Origin of the sequence: Caballeronia sp. INDeC2 (assembly GCF_023631325.1) — a bacterium.
In the GTDB taxonomy this organism is placed as follows: domain Bacteria; phylum Pseudomonadota; class Gammaproteobacteria; order Burkholderiales; family Burkholderiaceae; genus Caballeronia.
Window position 1 is genome coordinate 157,167 of record NZ_JALQDG010000042.1, and the last position, 19,014, is coordinate 176,180.

Consider the following 19,014-nt stretch of genomic DNA (forward strand, 5'->3'; position numbering starts at 1 on the left):
TCCGATAGAGACGCGCGATGAACTACACGCTGAACGTGAAGACCGTCGTCGTGATGTTGCTGCCGCTGTACGGTCTGCTCGCGGTCTTCTTTCTATGGCCGCTCGGCGTGGTCGGATGGTCGAGCATCTGGGAGCATCGCTTCACGCTGCGCGGTTATGAGCAGGTACTGAGCAACCCGCTGATTCATCGCGTGCTCGGCAACACGCTCGCCATCAGCGCGCTCGCGACGCTCACGAGCCTCGTGCTCGGCTATATCGTCGCGCTGCATCTCGCGCGCCTGCCGGCATCGAAGCGCGCGCCCTATCTCGTCATGGTGATGCTGCCGTTCTGGACCAGCATTCTCGTCAAGAGCTACGCGTTCACGGTGGTGCTCGGCAGCGCGGGCATCGTCGCGAAACTGGCGGGCTGGCTGTCGGGCGACGCGTGGCATCCGGAACTGATGTTCAACCGTTCGGGCGTGGTGATCGGCATGACCAATTACCTTCTGCCGTTCATGGTGCTGCCGATTCTTACGAGCCTCACCACGCAGAACCGCAATCTCAAGTTCGCCGCCGAGATGATGGGCGCGGGACCGTGGATGATCTTCGCGCGCATCACGCTGCCGTTGTCGATGCCCGGCGTGATCGCGGGCGTGCTGATGTGCCTCACGCTCTCGATGGGCATGTACATCACGCCGGCGCTGCTGGGCGGCCCGCGCGACATGATGCTCGCGAATCTCATCGACTTCTATACGCGCACGACGCTCGACTGGACGCTCGCCGCTTCCATCGCGATGATGCTGCTCGTGCTTTCCGGCGTGCTGATCGGCATGCTCGGCCGCGTGCAGCGAGGCAGGGAGGCGCTCGCATGATCGATACCGCCACCCGCGTGACCGACGGTTACGCCAGGCCCGAAACCAGCCACCGCGACTGGCGCGCGACGATGCGCGTGCTCGGCGCGATCGGCGGCTGGTGCGGCTATCTCTTCTTGCTGCTCCCGAGCCTCGTGATCGTGCCGATCTCGTTCGGCGGCGGCACCGAACTCGCGTTCCCGCCGAGGACGTTTTCGCTCGCGCTGTTCCGGCAGTTTCTCGCCGATCCCGCGTGGTGGGGCGCGTGCGTGACGAGCGTGATGGTCGCGCTGCTCGCCTCGGCGATCTCGATCTGTGTCGGCGTGCCCGGCGCCTATGCGCTCGCGCGCGGCCGCTTTCCGGGCAAGCGCGTGCTCGAAACCGTCGCCATCACGCCGATGCTCGTGCCCGTCGTCGTGCTCGGCCTCGGCATATACAAGCAGTTTTCGATGCTCGCGCTCGTCAATACCGTGTGGGGTCTCGCGCTCGCGCACGCGGTGCTCGTCGTGCCGTTCGTCGTGATCGCGGTGGGATCGGGTCTGCGTCACGCGGATGCCTCGCTCGAAGCCGTCGCGCTCGTGATGGGCGCGAGCCGCGTGCGGATCTTCTTTCAGGTCGTGCTGCCGCAGATTCGCGCTTCGGTTGCCGTGAGCATGCTGTTCGCGTTTCTGTTGTCGTTCGATGAAGTCGTGGTCGCGTACTTCATCTCCGGCCCGCAGACGACGACGCTGCCCGTCAAAATGTACAGCGCGATCCGCTGGGAAGTGTCGCCGGTGCTGGCCGCCGTGTCGACGTTGCTCACGCTGATCTCGCTTGTCGTGTGCCTCGGCATCATGGCCTTGCAGCGGCGCGACGCATCCGCCGAACACTAGTACGAGACGATACGAAGATGGCGAACAGGTATGACGCGGTGATCATCGGTGCGGGACACAACGGCCTCGTGTGCGGCGCGTATCTCGCGCGCAAGGGGCTCAAGGTGTGTCTGTTCGAGCGGCGCGAGATGGCGGGCGGCGCGGCCGTGAGCGAAGCCGTGTGGCCGGGTTATCGCGTGTCGACGGCGTCTTACACGATGGCGCTGCTGCAGCCGCGCATCATCGAGGAACTGGAGCTTGCGAAGTACGGCTACGAGATCGTCGCGCCGCCGCCGATGGTGCATCTCTACGGCAACGGACGCAGTCTCGTGTTCCGCGCCGAGGGCGAGCGCCTGCATGCCGATATCGCGCGCTTCAGCCGCGAGGACGCCGGCGCCTACGGCCCGTATCGCGCGCACATGACGAAGCTCGGCAAGGTGGTCTCCGAGATGCTGTGGGAGATTCCGCCCGATCCCGCCGACTCCGCGTTGTCGGCGCGCAGCAAGCTGCTCGGCTTCGCGTGGCGCTTCCGCGACATGGGCGAGCAATTCTACGAGCTGTACGACGTGCTCACGCTGTCCGCGCGCGATTTTCTGGCGCGCTGGTTCCGCTCCGACGAGATGATCGCCGCGCTGGGCTTCTACGCATCGTGCGGCGGCGCGGCGACGAGCATCTGCTCGCCGGGATCGGCCTACGTGCTGCTGCGGGGCTTCATCCGCGACCATACGACGAGCGCGGGACCGGCGGGATTCGTGCGCGGCGGCATGGGCGCGATTTCCGATGCGATCGCGGCGTCGGGCAAGGCGCACGGCATGCAGGTGCGCTGCGATGCGCCCGTGTCCGAAGTGCTGATCGAAGGCGGGCGCGCGGTGGGCGTGCGGCTCGCGTCGGGCGAGCACATCGAAGCGGGCTGCGTGATCTCGAACGTCGCGACGAAGGTGTTGTTCCAGCAACTCGTCGATGCGCGGCATGTCGCGCCGCCCTTCCTGTCGCGCGTGGCGCAAATCCGCGACCGCTCGACCGCGTTCAAGGTGCACCTCGCGCTCAACCGTCTGCCGACGTTCACCGACTTCGACGCGGCCGCGGCCGGTTTCGCGTATCCGGCGCAAGTGCGAATCGGGCCGTCGGTCGAGTATCTCGAACGCGCATGGGACGCCGCGAAATACGGTGCGATCTCGCCGCATCCGGCGCTCGTCGTGATGACGCCGAGCGCGGTCGATCCGAGCGTCGCGCCCGCGGGCAAGCATCTCATCAGCATCTTCGGCCAGCATGCGCCGTATGCGTTGCGCGAAGGCTCGTGGGACATGCAGCGGGCGCATCTCTACGACGTCGTGATCGACACGCTCGCCGAGTATGCGCCGGATATCCGCGAGTGTATCGATGCGGCGCAGGTGCTTTCGCCGCTCGATCTTGAGCGCATCTTCGCGCTGCCGGGCGGGCACGTGCATCACGGCGAACTGAGCGCGGACCAGATTTTCTTCCGGCGTCCGGTGCAGGGCGCGGCGGACTATCGCACGCCGGTCAAGGGCTTGTACCAGTGCGGAGCATCGGTGCATCCGGGCGGCGGCGTGACGGGCGTGCCGGGACACAACGCGGCGCAGGTCGTATTGCGCGCGGAAAAACATTGAGCGCGAAGATGAGCGGAGTCCGACGATGAACATGATCGAACTGAAACAGGTCTCGCGGCGTTACGGCGCGGTGGAAGCGCTCGCGCCGCTCGATTTCAGCGTGAAACAGGGCGAATTCGTCACGCTGCTGGGCCCGAGCGGCTCGGGCAAGACGACGCTGCTCAATCTGATCGCGGGCATGGTGCGGCCGTCGTCGGGACGGATCTTCGTGCGCGGCGCCGATATCACCGATGCGCCGCCGAGTTCCCGCGGCCTCGGCATGGTGTTCCAGAACTATGCGCTGATGCCTCACATGAGCGTGTTCGACAACATCGCGTTTCCGCTGCGCGTGCGCAAGCTGCCGAAGGACGAGATTCGCCGCAAGGTGAAGGACGTGCTCGATCTCGTGCGCCTGCCGGATATCGCGCAACGCAAGCCGAAGGAATTGTCGGGCGGACAGCAGCAGCGCGTGTCGCTCGCGCGCTGCATCGTCTATAACCCGGCGCTGATTCTCCTCGACGAACCGCTCGGCGCGCTCGACAAGAAGCTGCGCGAACAGATGCAGTTCGAGATTCGCCGCCTGCACGCGGAACTCGGCATCACGATGCTCAACGTCACGCACGATCAGGACGAGGCGCTCTCGATGTCCGATCGCATCGTGCTGATGAACCAGGGCCGCGTCGAGCAGATCGCGACGCCCGACGAGCTGTATCGCGCGCCGCGCACGGCGTTCGCGGCGAGCTTCATCGGCACGGCCAATCTGATCGCCGGGACGGTGCACGACAACACGGGCGAGCACGCGATCGTCTCGACGCCGCTCGGCATGCTGCGCGCCGCGATGCGCTCGACGGTCGCGCGCGGCGCGGCGGTCAAGCTGCTCGTGCGGCCCGAAAGCGTGCGCATGATGCCCACGCCCGCGCAGCCGGATCTTTCGCTCGACAACGCCATCGCCGACGGCCGGCGTCACGCGGGCACGCTCGAAGATTCCATCACGCTCGGCAGCGTCGTGCGTCATCACGTGCGCCTGCCCGGCAACATGCAGATCGTCGTGCAGCAGCAGAGCAGCCGACGCCCCGCGACCCACGCGCGCGGCGCCGCGGTCGTGATCGACTGGGCGCCGGAGGATTGCCAGATGATCCTGCAGGACTGAACGCCAGACACGTTTTCCGGAGAACAGCATGAAGACACAGTCGCCGACCGTGGAGGAGGAACTCGTCCGCCGAAAGCGTCAGGAGCAGCTCGCGCTGCCCGAGTCGCTCGGCGAGTTCGTGCGCGAGCAGGCCGCGCTGCACGGCGACAAGACTGCCGCCGTATGGTTCGAACGCGGCATCGAAATGACGTATGCGCAGTTGGACCGCATGGCGTCGAAGCTCGCGGATTCGCTCGTGCGGCGCGGCATCCGCAAGGGTTGCCACGTTGCGCTGATGCTCAAGAACACGCCCGAGTTTCCGCTGACGTGGATCGCGCTCGGACGTATCGGCGCGGTGATGGTGCCGGTCAACACGGCCTACACGCACGACGAAATGAACTTCGTGCTCACCGACGCCGATGCGCAATATCTCGTGATCGACGCCGAATTCCTGCCGCGCCTCGCGGATGCGTCGGCGTTGCCGGGGCTGCTGGCGTGGGAGCGCGTGATCGTCGCGGGCGGCGGCGATCATCCGCTGCATTGGCAGGCGCTCGTCGATGCGGGCGACGAAGCGTTCACCCCGCCCGCCGCGGTCTCGCGCAACGATCTGCTGAATCTGCAATACACCTCGGGCACGACGGGCTTTCCGAAAGGCTGCATGCTGAGCCACGATTACTGGATGATCCATTGCCACGGCGCGGCGCGGCATCGGCGCGGGCCGGACGCGGGCATCGAAAACGTGCTGATCTGGGCGCCATTTTTCTACATGGACCCGATGTGGCAATTTCTCATGACGCTCAAACTCGGCGGCACCGCGTTTATCGCGGAACGCATGAGCCTTACGCGCTTCATGTCCTGGCTCATCGACTTTCGCATTCACTACTGCATCTTTCCCGAGCCCGCGCTGAGCCAGCATCCGCCGAGCGCACGCGATGCGGACATCTGCCTCAAATACATCAGCATCTACGGCTGGACGAGGCCCGCGCGCGAGGAGGTGCAGGCGCGCTTCAACGTGATCGCGCGGGAAGGCTTCGGCATGACCGAAGTCGGCACCGGCGCGCTCGTGCCCGCGTGGGCGCACGACAAGGCGCTCGAACGCACCTGCGGCCTGCCCGCGCCGTTTCGCGAACTGCAGATCCGGCGCGAGGACGGCAGCATCGCCGATGCCGATGAAACCGGCGAGTTGTGGATACGCGGACGCGGCATTCTGTGGGGCTATTACAAGCGGCCCGAGGCGAACGCCGAAAGTTTCGACGGCGAATGGTTCCGCACGGGCGACCTGTTCCGGCGCGATGTAGAGGGCTTCTATTCGATCGTCGGCCGCATCAAGGAGATGATCAAGCGCTCGGGCGAGAACGTCTCGGCGACGGAAGTGGAGACCGTGCTGCGCAGCATGGACGCGATCGACGAAGCCGCCGTCGTGCCCGTGCCGGACCCGTTGCGGCGGGAAGAGGTCAAGGCGTATCTGAAGTTGCGCGATGGCCTCTCTCACGCCGATGTGCCGCCCGCTGCCGTGTTCGAGCATTGCGCGAAGCATCTCGCGGCGTTCAAGGTGCCGCGCTTCCTGCAATACGTCGATGGCGACTTTCCGCGCACGCCGTCGCGCAAGATCGCGAAGAAGCGCTTGATCGCCGAGACCGCCGATCCGTTCGCGCATACCTACGACCGTCAGGAATCGCGCTGGCGCTGAAGCGCTCTGGAGTCACTCATGTTCGTGGATTTTTCGAGCCGTCCGCCTTCGCTTCAGTTCGATGGCCCCGTGAGTCATCTGGCGAATTATCGACGGGTGTATGAAGGCACCGAGCGTCAGACCGCCGTGCCGGGCGGCGTCGACCCGCTCGCCGACTATCTTGCGACGTACGAGCGGCTGAACGCCCGCCATGTCGTGATCAAGGCGCGCGATCTGACGAGCACCTTCGGCGTGAAGATCGCCAACGAGGATGTCGCCGCGTTCTGCCGCGCGCACGGCGAGCGTTATATCGGCTTCGCGGGTGTCGATCCGCACAAGGGCGATGCCGCCGTCGCCGAGTTCGAAGCCGCCGTGCGCGAACTGGGTCTGCGCGGCTTGAACGTGCAGGGCTTCGAGCACAGGCTGTGCATAGACGATCCCTTGCTGTTTCCGTTGTATCAGAAGTGCGTCGAGTTGGATGTGCCCGTGAACATCCATTGCGGAACGAACTTCTCGACGCATACCTCGATGATGTACGGCCATCCCGCCGCGCTCGACCGCGTGATGATGGCGCTGCCCGATTTGCGCGTGTGCGCATCGCCGCCGGGCTGGCCGTGGGTGCAGGAGTTGCTCGCGGTGGCGTGGCGGCATCCGAACGTGTGGATCGGCACGCTCGCCGTGCGGCCGAAGCTGCTCGCGACCGCGCATTCCGGCTATGAGCCGTTGCTGCAATACGGCCGCACGGTGCTCAAGAAGCGCATGATCTTCGGCTCCGCATTTCCGATGATGCCCGTCGACAAGGCGCTCGAAGAATTCGATGCGCTCGACATGCCGGATGCGGTGCGCGAGGACTGGCGCGGCGGTAACGCGCTCGCTTTTATCGCATGACGTGCGTCAGCGTCGCTTGCTATCCGGTTTGCGCAGCGCCTGGTCGAGCTCATCGAGCGTATAGGGTTTGCGCAGCGCCTGCCACGGGAAGTCGCCGACCTCTTCGGGCAAGACCGTATCGCCCGACGCGAATACGATCCGGATCGCCGGATCACGCTCCAGCGCGAGGCGAGCCAACGCCGTGCCGGTCATGCCAGGCAGGTTGACGTCGGTCAGAAGCACGTCGAAGGGGCCGAGTGGCAAGGCCTCGAGTGCTTCGTCCGCGTTGGCGGCTCCGGTCGGATAGTGACCGAGCATGGACAGCAGTTCGCCGACGGCTTCGCGCGTGGGAGCGTCGTCTTCGACCACGAGTATTCGCAGGGCGGACGTGGATTTGTCGGCTTCCTTCGGCTCGGGAATCGCGGTTCCGGGAGAGCCGAGCATCTGGCGTATCTTGAAGGCCAGGTCTTCGCGGCTATAGGGCTTGCTCAGCAGTTCCACGCCGGAGTCGAGCCGGCCGCCGTGGACGATCGCGTTCTGCGTGTAACCGGACGTGAACAGCACCTTCAAATGCGGCTGCGATTCCACAGCGCGCCGAGCCATCTCCGGGCTTTTCAGGGAACCGGGCATCACCACGTCGGTGAAGACGAGATCGACATGAATCCCGCTGCTCAGCACCACTAGCGCCTGGTCCGCGTTGTTGGCCTTGAGCACGGTATAGCCGAGGTCCTTCAGCGTTTCGATGACCGTAGCCTGCACTTTCTGATCGTCCTCGACGACGAGAATGGTTTCCGTTCCCCCCGATATGGGTGCATTGCGCCAGACGACGGGATCGATCGCCCCCATCGACGACCTGGGAAGGTAGACGCGAATCGTCGTGCCATGCCCGACTTCGCTGTAAATCCGGATGTGTCCGCCGCTTTGCTTGACGAAGCCGTAGGCCATGCTGAGTCCGAGGCCGGTTCCTTCGCCTTCGGGCTTGGTCGTGAAGAACGGGTCGAAGGCGCGTTCGAGCACTTCGGGCGGCATGCCGGCGCCCGTGTCGGTCACGCCTAGCATCACGTATTGTCCGGCCGGGACGTCGGACAACGATCGCACGTAACGATCGTCCAGCATCGCGTTGGCCAGTTCCAGCGTGAGTTTTCCTCCATCGGGCATGGCGTCTCGCGCATTGATCGCCAGGTTGAGGATGACGTTCTCGAGCTGGTGCAAGTCCACGAAGGCGTTCCACAGGCCACCCGATACGACGGTCTCCACCTCGATCGTCTCGCCGAGCGCGCGCCGCAAGAGATCGTCCATGCCGCGAACCATGGCCGCGAGATTGACGGAAACCGGTCGAAGCGCCTGTCGCCGTCCGAACGCGAGGAGCTGGGCGGCGAGTTTGGCTCCGCGTTCGACTGCATCGATTGCGTTAGCCAGGCGATCCAGACTCCATTTATCGCTCAGAAAGCGGCTGCGCAGCAGTTCGAGATTGCCGCGCAATACCTGCAGAACGTTGTTGAAATCGTGCGCCACGCCGCCCGTGAGCTTTCCGATGGCTTCCATCTTTTGCGCCTGGAACAACGCCGAGCGGGTTTCTTCGAGAAGCTGGTCGGCTTCCCGCTTTTCGGTCACGTCCCGCGTGATTTTTGCGAACCCGATCAGTTTGCCGGTTTCGTCCCGTACCGCGTCGACGATGACATGCGCCGAGAACTTCGTTCCGTCGCGGCGCAAGCGCCAGCCCTCCGACTCGAACCTGCCGACGCGCGCCGCTGTCTCCAATGCGCGCTGCGGCAGCCCGGCGGCGGCATCCTCGGGCGTATAGAACCGTGAAAAGTGGGAACCGATGATCTGTTCGGCGCTATAGCCTTTGATGCGCCGCGCGCCGCTGTTCCAGTTCGTGACGAGCCCTTCGGGGGAGAGCATGAAAATGGAGTAGTCGGTCACGCCGTCGACGAGCAGCCTGAAGCGCCGCTCGCTTTCGATGACGGCATCGTGCGCTCTGCGCTTGTCGCTTTCGTCCCTGACGATCTTCGCGAAACCGAACAGGGCGCCGTCGGGCTGGACGAGGGCGGTCGTAAGGACGCTCGCCCAGAAGACGGAGCCGTCCTTGCGTTTGCGCCATCCCTCGGTTTCGAATCCGCCGTTCTCGCGCGCTTCGGAAAGTTCGTTTTCGAGCTTTTGGCGCTCGCGTGCGTCGTCGGGGAAGAAAACCGAGTAGTGGCGTCCGATTATTTCGTCGCTCTCGTATCCGTAGATCGCGGTTCCGCCGGGGTTCCAGGTGCTGATGAACCCTTCTGGCGTAAGGCAGAAGGCAGCAAGCCTGGCCGTCGAGCCGACCCAGATGTGCGCCCAATTCGGCGCGACGCCAGTGTCGTTTGTCTTGCTTCCGTTACGCATGGCACTCGTCACTAGATGTTGGTTCGCAAACTGCGCGCGACGATGGTTCCGTCGTCGGGTATCTAGCGTGGGATTGTAGCTGCCGGGGGAAAGTTGGTGTTTGGCGGCTCTTTCCTGGCGGCGATTGATTCGACCCCGTGCTCCGCGTTTTGCGTCGTGATCGTCGCGCCGCTTGGGCAGGGGGCGGTTTGACCACTCGGGCCCCTCGGGCCCCTCGGTCCGCAACGCTGCATTGCACATATTCGCCGTGTCTTTCGTCGTCTTCCGAAAAGCGCATCAAGGTCGGCTTTATAGAATTGGGGCACCTCAAACCGTGCCGCTTGCATCATGCCGACCAAGATCGAATTCGCAACACCCGAAGGGCGCCTCTCGCTTTCCATTCTCGACGCCCAATTCATGGCCTATGACGCGGGGGAGCTCGCTTATCGATCGACACGGGATTTCGTCGCGCGAATGCAATCGATGGGCCTCGGCGAACTGGCGGAAACCTATGCGCGTCTGCTCGCGCAGAACAAGGTGTCGGTGATGGAGCTGCACGAAGCACGCGAGGATGCCCAAGCGTGTCTAGAGCACCAGGATGAGGGCAGTGTGATCGCGGAGCGCATCATGCCCCGGCTTGAAGAAATTCGCGAGACCATCGCGCGCACGCAGGTTGATATGCGCGCGAATGTCGAGCGGTTGGCTTCGCTTTCGGCGGCGTGCGATACGGCGTTGCGGCAGATTCCGGGGTATCGGCCGCCAATGCCGTAACGGCCACCGCCCATTTCCACAGCACGCCATTCTGCGTCAGAATTCCAGACACCGTCTCCCAGGCCGATGCTTCATGGACCGTCCCGCGCCGCTGCCTTCGCTGAATTCCATCCGTGCTTTCGAAGCGACCGGACGCCTGTTGAGCGTGTCGAAAGCGGCGAACGAACTCGCCGTGACGCCGGCGGCCGTGAGCCGCCAGGTGAAGACGCTGGAAAGCTTTCTCGGCGTCGATTTGTTCGAACGGGTCAAGGGCCGGCTCGAACTGACTTCCGCAGGCGCGCACTATCTCGCCGAACTGATGCCGTTCTTCGCGGGCCTGCGGCAGGCAACCGATAGCATCCGTACAGCAGGGCGACGCTCTCAGGTGCTCAAGATCCGCTCACCCGCGACGTTCGCGGTACGCTGGCTCATACCGCGGCTCGCCGGTTTTCATCGGCGGCACGCGGATGTCGATGTGCAGCTCACCACTTCATCGGCGCCGCTCAATTTCGAGCGCGAGGATATCGACGGCGGTATCCAGCTCGGCGATGGCAACTGGCCCGGCCTCTTTGCTCAGCGGCTCATCCCGAACGAACTCGTGCCCGTCGCCGCGCCGTCACGCAAGATCCGGGCGCGAAGCAGGCTGCAAGGCGAGACGCTCTTGCACTCGCTCGCGCGCGCCGATGACTGGTCGTTGTGGCTGAAAGCGGCAGGGCTCGCGCTCGACGGGCGTCGTCGTGAGATGCGCTATGAGACGTCGCTGCTCGCATATCAGGCCGCCATCGAGGGACATGGCGTGGCAATAGCGCAGAAGGCGCTGGTGCAGGCCGAACTCGATAGCGGGCAACTGGTCGCGCCATTTCGCTTCGAGCTCGACCGTGGCGCCCATACGTATTATTTCGCGTGGCCCGCCACGCGTCGTCCGTCGGCGGCATTGACGACATTCCGCGACTGGCTGATCTCGCTCGTGCAGAACGCCGACACCCTTTAACAAAAACTCAAAACCTCCTTTCGAAAAAGTCGATTGTTCCTCCGGTAGCGCGAATCTAATCTGCGCCCATGGTTCGATGCAACGTCGGACCCGGAGACAGGACCACGACAAATGATTCGAGACAGCTTGAAAGGCGTGCGCGTGCTCGACTTCTCGCACGTGCTGGCGGGACCCGTATGTTCGATGACGCTTGCCGATCTCGGCGCTCATGTCGTCAAGATCGAGCCGCCGGGCGGCGAAATCGGCAGGCATATCGGACCGCCGTGGCTGAATGGCGAGAGCCCGGCATTCATGAGCGTCAATCGCGGCAAGTACAGTCTCGCCATCGATCTGAAGACCGATGCCGGACGGCGCACCATCCTGACGATGGCCCGCAAGGCGGACGTGCTCATCGAGAACTTCCGGCCGGGCGTCATGGCCTCGATGGGACTCGACTACGAGACGCTTCGCGCAGTCAATCCGAAGCTCGTCTATTGCTCGGTCTCGGCATTCGGGCAACGCGGCGCGAACACGAAGCGGCCCGGTGTCGATGGCGTCATACAGGCCGTCAGCGGGCTGATGAGCACGCTTGGCACGGCGCATGGCGACCCGTTGAAGGTGCCCGTGCCCGTCGCCGACATGATGGGCGGCTACCTCGCCACGATCGCCGTGCTCGGCGCGCTGCACATCGTGCGCACGCAAGGAACGGGGCAGCACCTCGACGTGAGCCTGTACAACGCGACGCTGATGCTGCAGCAGATCGGTTTCGCAGCGTACTTGGCGTCGGGGGCCGAACCGGAGAAAACCGGAAGCGCAGCGCCCTATGCATGCCCGAACGAAGCGTTCCGTACACGCGACGGATGGATGATGATCGTGGCCTACCATCCAGGCCGATGGAGCGCGCTGTGCGAGCTGCTCGATGCGCCCGATCTCGAAACCGACCCGCGCTTCGCCACCAACGACGCCCGCGTGCATCACCGTGCGCTGCTGCACGACATCCTCGAGGCGCATTTCGTCCGACGCAGCACCGCCGAATGGACCGACATGCTCTCGGCGAGAGACATTCTCTGCGCGCCTGTGACGAGCTATCGCGAGGTCGTCGAGACGGCGGAGTATCGCGAAAGCGGCATCGCCCGTACGGTGGCGCATCCGGTGGCGGGCAGGGTGAGAACGCACGGCTTCGCGCTCGGACCTTCCGATACACCTTCGCCGGAGGAAACGCCCGCTCCTTTGACGGGCCAGCACACGCTCGACATGCTCGGCTTCTACGGCATCGAGGAAGACGAAGTCGCCGCGCTGTCGAATGCCGGCGTGATACGCGCAAGCGCGGCTAATGCCGCGACGGCATAGAAGCGTCACAACCTGGAGGAAGCAAACGTGGAGGAAAAGAACATGGAACTGGACGAAGCGCCGCTCGTGCGCTACGCGGTGGAAGCAGGCGTGATGACCGTCACGCTCGATGCCGCTGCGAATGGCAACGCGCTCACGGTAGCGATGACCGAAGCGTTATCCGACGTGCTCGAAAGCGTCCAGCGCAGGGCCGATGTGCACTGTCTCGTGTTGCGTTCGTCGTCGAAGCACTTCTGCACGGGCGGAAACGTGAAGGACATGCAAAGCGGCACGGATCTGATGGACGGCGGCATAGAACGCGTGCGTGAACGCCTTCTTACGAGTCTGCACCGTATCACGCGCGCGCTGAGTGAACTGGACGTGCCGTCGATCTGCGCGGTGAACGGCGCGGCAATCGGCGCGGGCTGTGATCTCGCGTTGATGTGCGATATCCGGCTCGCTGGAACGCGCGCTGTCTTCGCGGAGAGCTTTCTGCGCCTCGGACTTGTATCGGGCATCGGTGGCGCGTGGTTTCTGTCGCGCATCGTAGGGCCTGCAAAGGCGCTCGAACTGACGCTGACGAGCGAGTTCATCGATGCGGAAACGGCGATGCGGCTCGGGATCGTCACGAGCGTTTATCCCGATGACGCGCTCGAGCGCGAAGCCCTCGCGTTCGCGCGGCGCATCGCCAGCAGTCCGCCGCTCGCGCTGCGTATGGCGAAGAAGCTGGTACGCGAGTCGTCGCACTGTACGTTGTCCGCCGCGCTCGAAATGGCGGCGAACATGCAGGCCATTCTGCTTTGCGGGAGCGAGCACAAACAGGCGGTGTCCGCGTTCATCGAACAGCAGGCTCGACGCAAGTCGCAGCGGACCGAGTACGGCACCGCCTGACATATTCATCGGAGGAGACAAACATGATCAACGGAGCGCGCAACGTTCATCGTCGTCCAGGCATGTTGCGAATCATCGTCACATCGAGTCTCGGAACGATGCTCGAGTATTACGACTTCTTCGTCTACGTCGCACTGACGGCGACTTTGACGCATCTGTTCCTTCCATCCACCGACAAGTCCGTGGCCGCACTCGCTGGCGTCGCCACCTTCGGGATCGCCTATGTGGCACGCCCGCTGGGAACCGTGATCTTCAGTCCGATGGCCGACCGCATCGGGCGCAAGAAGACCTTCGTCATCACGCTTGCGATCATGGGCGTCGCGACCGTGGGCATCGGTTGTTTGCCGACCTATGCGGTCGCGGGCATCGCCGCGCCGGTCGCGCTGCTCGCATTGCGCATCGTGCAGGGCGTCGCGCTCGGCGGCGAATACGGCTCGGCCGTCGTCTATGTGATGGAACATGCGCCCGAAGGCCGCAAGGGAATGGCGACCAGCGTCTTGCAAAGCACGGCGAGCATCGGCTTGCTGCTTGCGCTCGCCGTCGTGTCGGCGCTGAAGCTCTCGCTCGATGCAGCGAGCTTCTTGTCCTGGGGATGGCGCGTCCCGTTTCTCATCTCGGCGCCGATCGTCGCTGTCGCCACGTGGATACGGCTCGGCATGACCGAAACGCCGGTCTTCGCGGAGATGCGCGACGCGGGCCGGCTCTCGAAGCGGCCTTTGCAGGAGACGCTATCGAGCAGGACTTCCTGGAAAGCGATTCTCGTTGCGATGTTCGGCGCGCAGGGCGGCACGTCGGTGTCGCTGTACACGTCGATCGTCTACATGCTCTATTTCTTGCAGAACGTCCTCAAGGTCGAACCGATGCAGGCGAACCTGTGTCTCGGCGTGGGCATCCTGATTGCCGCGCCGCTGTATCCGGTGTTCGGCAAGTTATCGGATGCCGTCGGGCGCGCGCGCGTGATGTTGATCGGCATCGTCATGTGGATCGCGGCGGCTTATCCGGTGTTCGCGGGCATCAGGGCGGGCGTGGTGTCGTCGCAATGGATCTCGGTCTCGCTCTTGATCGCCGTGCTTGCCGTGCTCACCGCGATGATCATGGCGCCGCTGCCCGCGTTCGTCGCCGAAAGCTTTCCGCCGCAGAGCCGCACGACCGGCTTCGGCCTCGCGCAACAACTCGGCAATGTGGTCTTCGGCGGGTTCCTGCCATTGATCAGTCTGTCGCTCGTCAATCTGACGGGCAATACGCTCGCGGGAGTCGGCTACTCGATCGCTTCGCTGCTGCCTTGTCTCGTCGTGACGTGGGTCTGGGGCCTGAAGCAGGATGCGCGCATGAGAAGCGCGCACGGCGGCGGAATGCCGGCGCATCCCGCCGCTGAAGCAGTGACCACGCGCTGAGTCGGGCTCGCTTTCGGAGGTCAGGCGAGGCCGGCCATCAGCGTGTATTTGACGTGCACATATTCCTCGATGCCGTAATGACTGCCTTCGCGCCCGTAGCCCGATTCCTTGACTCCGCCGAAGGGCACCGATGCCGTGCCCACGGAGCCGGAGTTCAGTATCACCATGCCCGATTCGATATTGCGCGACAGCCGGAACGAGCGCCCGAGATCGCGCGTCCACGCGTAGGCGACGAGACCGTACGCCGTGTCGTTGCTGCGCGCGATGACTTCATCCTCCGTGTCGAAGCGATAGATCGGAAAGACGGGCCCGAAGATTTCGGTCGAGCGGATTCGCATGTCGTCGGTCAGATCCGTGAGGATCGTGGGCGCGTAGAAGAGTTCGCCCCGCGCGTGCGTGCTGCCGCCGAGCACGACTTTCGCGCCGTGCGCCTTGGCGTCGTCCACGAGTTGGGCAACCTTGTCGAGCGCCTTCCGATTGATGAGCGGACCCACGACGAACCGCTCTTGCAAGCCCTGATCGACGGGAATCTCATCGACCAGTTCCTTGATGCGCGCGACGAGCCGGTCGTGCACGCCCGACTGTACATAGATGCGGTTCGGCGAGATGCAAACCTGCCCGGCGTTGCGCAGCTTGGCGGCGACGAGCCCGCGTGCGACTGCATCGAGATCGGCATCGTCGAACACGATGAAGGGTGCGTTGCCGCCCAACTCCATCGTCATCTTCTTGAGCGTGCCGGCGCTTCGCTGCGCGAGCAACTTTCCAATGGCCGTCGATCCGGTGAACGAGATCTTCCTGATGCGCGGATCGTTCGTGAAGCGTTCGCCGATGCCGACGGGATCGCCCGTCACCATTTCGAAGACGCCCTCCGGAATGCCCGCCGTGCGCGCGTATTCGAGCAGCTTGTACGCGGTGAGCGGCGTTTGCTCAGCCGGCTTGATGATGACCGTGCATCCGGCCGCGAGTGCGGTTGCCACCTTACGCGTGATCATCATGAACGGAAAATTCCACGGTGTGATGGCCGCGACCGGACCGACCGGCTCTTTCGTGACGAGCACGACGGCATCGCTTGCATGCGTGGGAATGGTGTCGCCATACACGCGTTTGGCTTCTTCCGCATACCACTCGATGAAGCCGAGCCCGTAGTCGATTTCGCCGAGCGCTTCGGCGACGCACTTACCGTTCTCCAGACACAGCAATTCGGCGAAGGCGCGCTTGTCCGCGCTGACGAGATCGAACCATTTGCGCAGCAGTTCGCTGCGCTGTTTCGCGAGCGTGCGCGACCAGGCGGGGAAGGCCGCGCAAGTGCGATCTATCGCGGCGCTGACTTCAACTGCGGAATGCAATGGCGCACGGCCGACGAGCGTGCCGTCCGCGGGATTGAACACATCGATCATGCTGATCTCTCCTTTCGTGGATGAATCGATTGGCGTGATCGAATGCTATGGTTCGCGCGAGGTTATGCGAACGCATGATCTTCTGAAAACCTTGCCTGATCCTATGACAGAGGCTGAGAGTATGGGAAGTGTGGAAGAGGAAGCATTGACGCGCGTGCGCGCCGAGATGATCGCGCTCATGCTCGAACTGGCGCCGTCGGAAGGCTACAACCTGACGCCGATGCGCGATATACGTCTGCTGCGCTCGAACCGGTCGCTCACACGAACGCCGGTGTTGTACGAGCCGGGCATCGTCATCGTGTGTCAGGGAAGAAAGAGAGGCTTTCTCGGCGACACGGTATACCACTACGACGCGCAGCATTATCTGGTCGTATCGTTGCCGTTGCCTTTCTCGATGGAAACGGATGCAAGCGAGACGGAACCCTTGCTAGCAATCTATCTGCGTCTCGACATGGGATTGGCGGCGGAAATGCTCATGCAGATCGGCGAGCGAAGCGGCTTCGTGCCGAAAGAACCGCGTGGCATGGCAACGACAAAGCTGGATGTCGCGCTCGGCGATTCGGTTCTGCGCTTGCTGCGCGCAATGCGCAATCCGCTGGAAATTACGATACTTGGCGAGGCGCTCGTTCGCGAGATCTATTTTCGCGTGTTCATCGGCGAGCAGGGCGGATCGATGCGGGCGGCATTGAACCGGCAAGGTAATTTCGGGCGTATATCGAAGGCGCTCAGGAAGATTCATTCGAGCTACGCAGAGCCTTTGTCGATCGAAGACCTTGCGTCCGAAGCGCGGATGAGCGTTCCTTCGTTCCATGCGCATTTCAGAACCACGACGAATACATCGCCCTTGCAGTACCTCAAGTCGACGCGGCTTCATCAGGCGCGTCTTTTAATGGCGAGACAAGGCATGACTGCGGCTGCGGCGAGCGCACAGGTCGGATATGAAAGTCCGTCGCAATTCAGCCGGGAGTTCAAGCGGCTATTTGGGGGCACGCCTTCGCAGGAGATCTTGCGTATGAAGCGGATGTTTGCAATGCCGGATGCAGATACCGGTGCGGTGTATGTGTCGTCGCATTGAGCGTCGGTAATAGACGGTGCCAACGCCGTGAAACGAATTCGCCGCACAGCGTGATGAAGCGGAGCCTATCCAACAAAACGGACAGGTCTCCGCAGCTCCATGCAGCGTGAAGAACGACCAATTGTCTTCACTGGTTCGTCGGCTCGCCGGGGTCTTCAACCCCCTTTTCGATGTTGTCCTTCTGGTCGCCATAGTCTTTTCGATTGGCGCCATTCGTGATCTCGACATCGCCTTTCAGCTTGCGATCTTCGTTTCCCGTCACAGTACCGATTGCAGTATCCGCCCAGCCCTTGATCTGTTCTTTGATACCTTCTTTCTGGTCGCTGTTCATATGCGCCTCCTGGCGCTCGTTAGTGCTGCGCGAGTGCGTGATCGCGCGGCGTGATGAACGCCCGCACGAGCATATAAATGCCGGCAATCCCGACCAGCACGTAGACGATGCGCGCGAGCACTGAGCCTGCTCCGAATATCGTCGCGACAAGGTCGAGCTGAATCAGTCCGACCAGGCCCCAGTTGATAGCGCCGATGATCACCAATGCGCCTGCAACCCAATCAATCGGATTGCGATGAACCGATACGGTTCCTTTCGATGTAACAGTTTGCATGGCTAAAGTCCTCGTGAATTACGTGGATTGGACCGCGCCCGAGCGCGGTTCCGGACAAACACTTCTTGCCGCGGTCAAGCGGCCTTTCCAGCGCCGAGATCTGCGCCGGTGGTCGGATCGGCGGTTGGATCGGATGCGGTGCGCGAAGCCATCGACTGCAGCGTCCGCACGTCTTCTTCGGACACCGTGACGGTAGCTGTTCCGTCGCCGCCATCGACAGCGGGCTGCGGGTCTTCGACGAATTGCCAATCGCCGCCTTCGTTCCACGGGCCGCGAGCGTCGTCGCCCTTCGACATGTTGAAGTACACGCTCGTGAATTCCGGATTACCCGGCAATTTGCCTTGCGGGAAGTTCGGCTGAATGGAGTGCAGCGCTTTCTCAAAGGACTTCTGATGCGCAATCTCGCGCGTCATGAGAAAGCCGAGCGCGTCTTTGATGCCCGGATCCTCCGTGACGTTTATAAGCCGCTCGTAGACGATCTTCGCCCGGGCCTCGGCGGCGATATTCGAACGCAGATCGGCGGTCGGCTCTCCGATCGTATCGATGTACGCTGCCGTCCAGGGCACGCCTGCCGAGTTGGTCAGCGAAGGGCCGCCGCCGTACAGAATCGACGTGATGTGCGAATCATTGCCGGCGCCTGTGAGCGAACGATAGAGTTCTGCCTCTTGCTCGACGCCCTCGGCGAGTTGCCCCTTGGCGCCCTTGTTCAGCATGGCGACGATCGATCCGATCACTTCGAGATGACTCAGCTCTTCGGTTGCGATATCGAAGAGAAGATCCTTGCGGCCCGGATCGTCTTCAGAGACGGCTTGAGTGAAATAGCGGCATGCCGCGGCAAGCTCGCCTTGTGGCCCGCCGAACTGTTCAAGCAGTAGATTGGCCAGGCCCGGATTGGGCGTGGCAACGCGGACGGTGTATTGCAGACGCTTATTGTGAACGAACATATCTGGCTCCTTTGCAGGGACGATCGGATTCCTCGCCTTGGGACAGCGCGATAAACTGGAGTCGTATTGTTTGGATCCCGAGGCTGCTGAGAGGAGCGTCGAAGACGTCACTTGCAGTAGGTGGCCGCGGGCCTCAGCGCGAGTGTCGCGCTGGCGAGATGACTGGGACGAACCGCGCACCTGCGCTGATACATACGGGTACGGGTCCACAGTGTTCATCGTTCAGCGCAACGGCCGTGCCCACGGCGAAGTAACCCGGCCTGATTATCGAATTAAAGCCTGGTGTCGAAGTCCACCAGGTAACGCTCGGTTGGTCTCGCATCCGGACTAGCGACGCGTCCATGATTT

General features: G+C 63.3%; 17 protein-coding genes. 12 read left to right on the plus strand and 5 right to left on the minus strand.

What is annotated here, in order from left to right:
* Positions 1-17: 17 nt before the first annotated feature.
* From NCS28_RS27935 to NCS28_RS27960, 6 genes are read left to right on the plus strand one after another with little or no spacing between them, the layout of a single operon-like run.
* Positions 18-851, plus strand: a complete 834-nt coding sequence (locus tag NCS28_RS27935) for an ABC transporter permease (protein ID WP_250517020.1) — start codon at positions 18-20, stop codon at positions 849-851.
* Positions 848-1,702: an ABC transporter permease gene (locus NCS28_RS27940; protein ID WP_250517021.1), complete on the plus strand. Its 855-nt coding sequence runs from the start codon at positions 848-850 to the stop codon at positions 1,700-1,702. The genes NCS28_RS27935 and NCS28_RS27940 overlap by 4 nt, the downstream gene beginning before the upstream one ends.
* 17 nt (positions 1,703-1,719) lie before the next feature.
* Positions 1,720-3,309: a phytoene desaturase family protein gene (locus NCS28_RS27945; protein WP_250517022.1), complete on the plus strand. Its 1,590-nt coding sequence runs from the start codon at positions 1,720-1,722 to the stop codon at positions 3,307-3,309.
* A 25-nt stretch (positions 3,310-3,334) separates the two neighbouring features.
* Complete coding sequence (locus NCS28_RS27950) at positions 3,335-4,438, plus strand: ABC transporter ATP-binding protein (RefSeq protein ID WP_250517023.1); 1,104 nt, start codon at positions 3,335-3,337, stop codon at positions 4,436-4,438.
* 28 nt (positions 4,439-4,466) lie between these two features.
* Positions 4,467-6,107: a class I adenylate-forming enzyme family protein gene (locus tag NCS28_RS27955; RefSeq protein ID WP_250517024.1), complete on the plus strand. Its 1,641-nt coding sequence runs from the start codon at positions 4,467-4,469 to the stop codon at positions 6,105-6,107.
* 18 nt (positions 6,108-6,125) lie between these two features.
* The gene (locus tag NCS28_RS27960) at positions 6,126-6,974 is read left to right on the plus strand and encodes an amidohydrolase family protein (protein WP_250517025.1); all 849 of its coding nucleotides are present in this window, start codon (positions 6,126-6,128) and stop codon (positions 6,972-6,974) included.
* 6 nt (positions 6,975-6,980) lie between these two features.
* Here NCS28_RS27960 and NCS28_RS27965 read toward each other — a convergent pair whose 3' ends face one another.
* Entirely contained in the window at positions 6,981-9,332 is a 2,352-nt protein-coding gene (locus NCS28_RS27965; RefSeq protein ID WP_250517238.1) for a hybrid sensor histidine kinase/response regulator, read from the minus strand.
* 462 nt (positions 9,333-9,794) lie between these two features.
* Between NCS28_RS27965 and NCS28_RS27970 the strand changes: the two genes are divergently transcribed.
* From NCS28_RS27970 to NCS28_RS27990, 5 genes are all read left to right on the plus strand, one after another.
* Entirely contained in the window at positions 9,795-10,082 is a 288-nt protein-coding gene (locus NCS28_RS27970; RefSeq protein ID WP_250517026.1) for a hypothetical protein, read from the plus strand.
* A gap of 73 nt (positions 10,083-10,155) precedes the next feature.
* Positions 10,156-11,052, plus strand: coding sequence for a LysR substrate-binding domain-containing protein (locus NCS28_RS27975; protein WP_250517027.1), 897 nt, complete (start codon positions 10,156-10,158; stop codon positions 11,050-11,052).
* A gap of 111 nt (positions 11,053-11,163) precedes the next feature.
* Entirely contained in the window at positions 11,164-12,381 is a 1,218-nt protein-coding gene (locus NCS28_RS27980) for a CaiB/BaiF CoA transferase family protein (RefSeq protein ID WP_250517028.1), read from the plus strand.
* A gap of 42 nt (positions 12,382-12,423) precedes the next feature.
* The gene (locus NCS28_RS27985; RefSeq protein ID WP_250517029.1) at positions 12,424-13,251 is read left to right on the plus strand and encodes an enoyl-CoA hydratase-related protein; all 828 of its coding nucleotides are present in this window, start codon (positions 12,424-12,426) and stop codon (positions 13,249-13,251) included.
* Positions 13,252-13,274: 23 nt separating this feature from the next.
* Positions 13,275-14,645, plus strand: a complete 1,371-nt coding sequence (locus tag NCS28_RS27990) for an MFS transporter (RefSeq protein ID WP_250517030.1) — start codon at positions 13,275-13,277, stop codon at positions 14,643-14,645.
* Between the two features lie 20 nt (positions 14,646-14,665).
* Here the strand turns inward: NCS28_RS27990 and NCS28_RS27995 are convergent, their stop codons facing one another.
* Positions 14,666-16,042, minus strand: a complete 1,377-nt coding sequence (locus tag NCS28_RS27995; protein ID WP_250517031.1) for an NAD-dependent succinate-semialdehyde dehydrogenase — start codon at positions 16,040-16,042, stop codon at positions 14,666-14,668.
* Between the two features lie 121 nt (positions 16,043-16,163).
* Between NCS28_RS27995 and NCS28_RS28000 the strand changes: the two genes are divergently transcribed.
* Positions 16,164-17,117: an AraC family transcriptional regulator gene (locus NCS28_RS28000; protein ID WP_250517032.1), complete on the plus strand. Its 954-nt coding sequence runs from the start codon at positions 16,164-16,166 to the stop codon at positions 17,115-17,117.
* A 127-nt stretch (positions 17,118-17,244) separates the two neighbouring features.
* Here the strand turns inward: NCS28_RS28000 and NCS28_RS28005 are convergent, their stop codons facing one another.
* From NCS28_RS28005 to NCS28_RS28015, 3 genes are all read right to left on the minus strand, one after another.
* A complete protein-coding gene (locus NCS28_RS28005; protein ID WP_250517033.1) occupies positions 17,245-17,448 on the minus strand; it encodes a CsbD family protein in 204 nt (67 codons plus the stop codon).
* A gap of 19 nt (positions 17,449-17,467) precedes the next feature.
* The gene (locus NCS28_RS28010; protein WP_250517034.1) at positions 17,468-17,722 is read right to left on the minus strand and encodes a DUF378 domain-containing protein; all 255 of its coding nucleotides are present in this window, start codon (positions 17,720-17,722) and stop codon (positions 17,468-17,470) included.
* Between the two features lie 74 nt (positions 17,723-17,796).
* Positions 17,797-18,666, minus strand: coding sequence for a manganese catalase family protein (locus tag NCS28_RS28015; protein ID WP_250517239.1), 870 nt, complete (start codon positions 18,664-18,666; stop codon positions 17,797-17,799).
* Positions 18,667-19,014 lie beyond the last annotated feature (348 nt).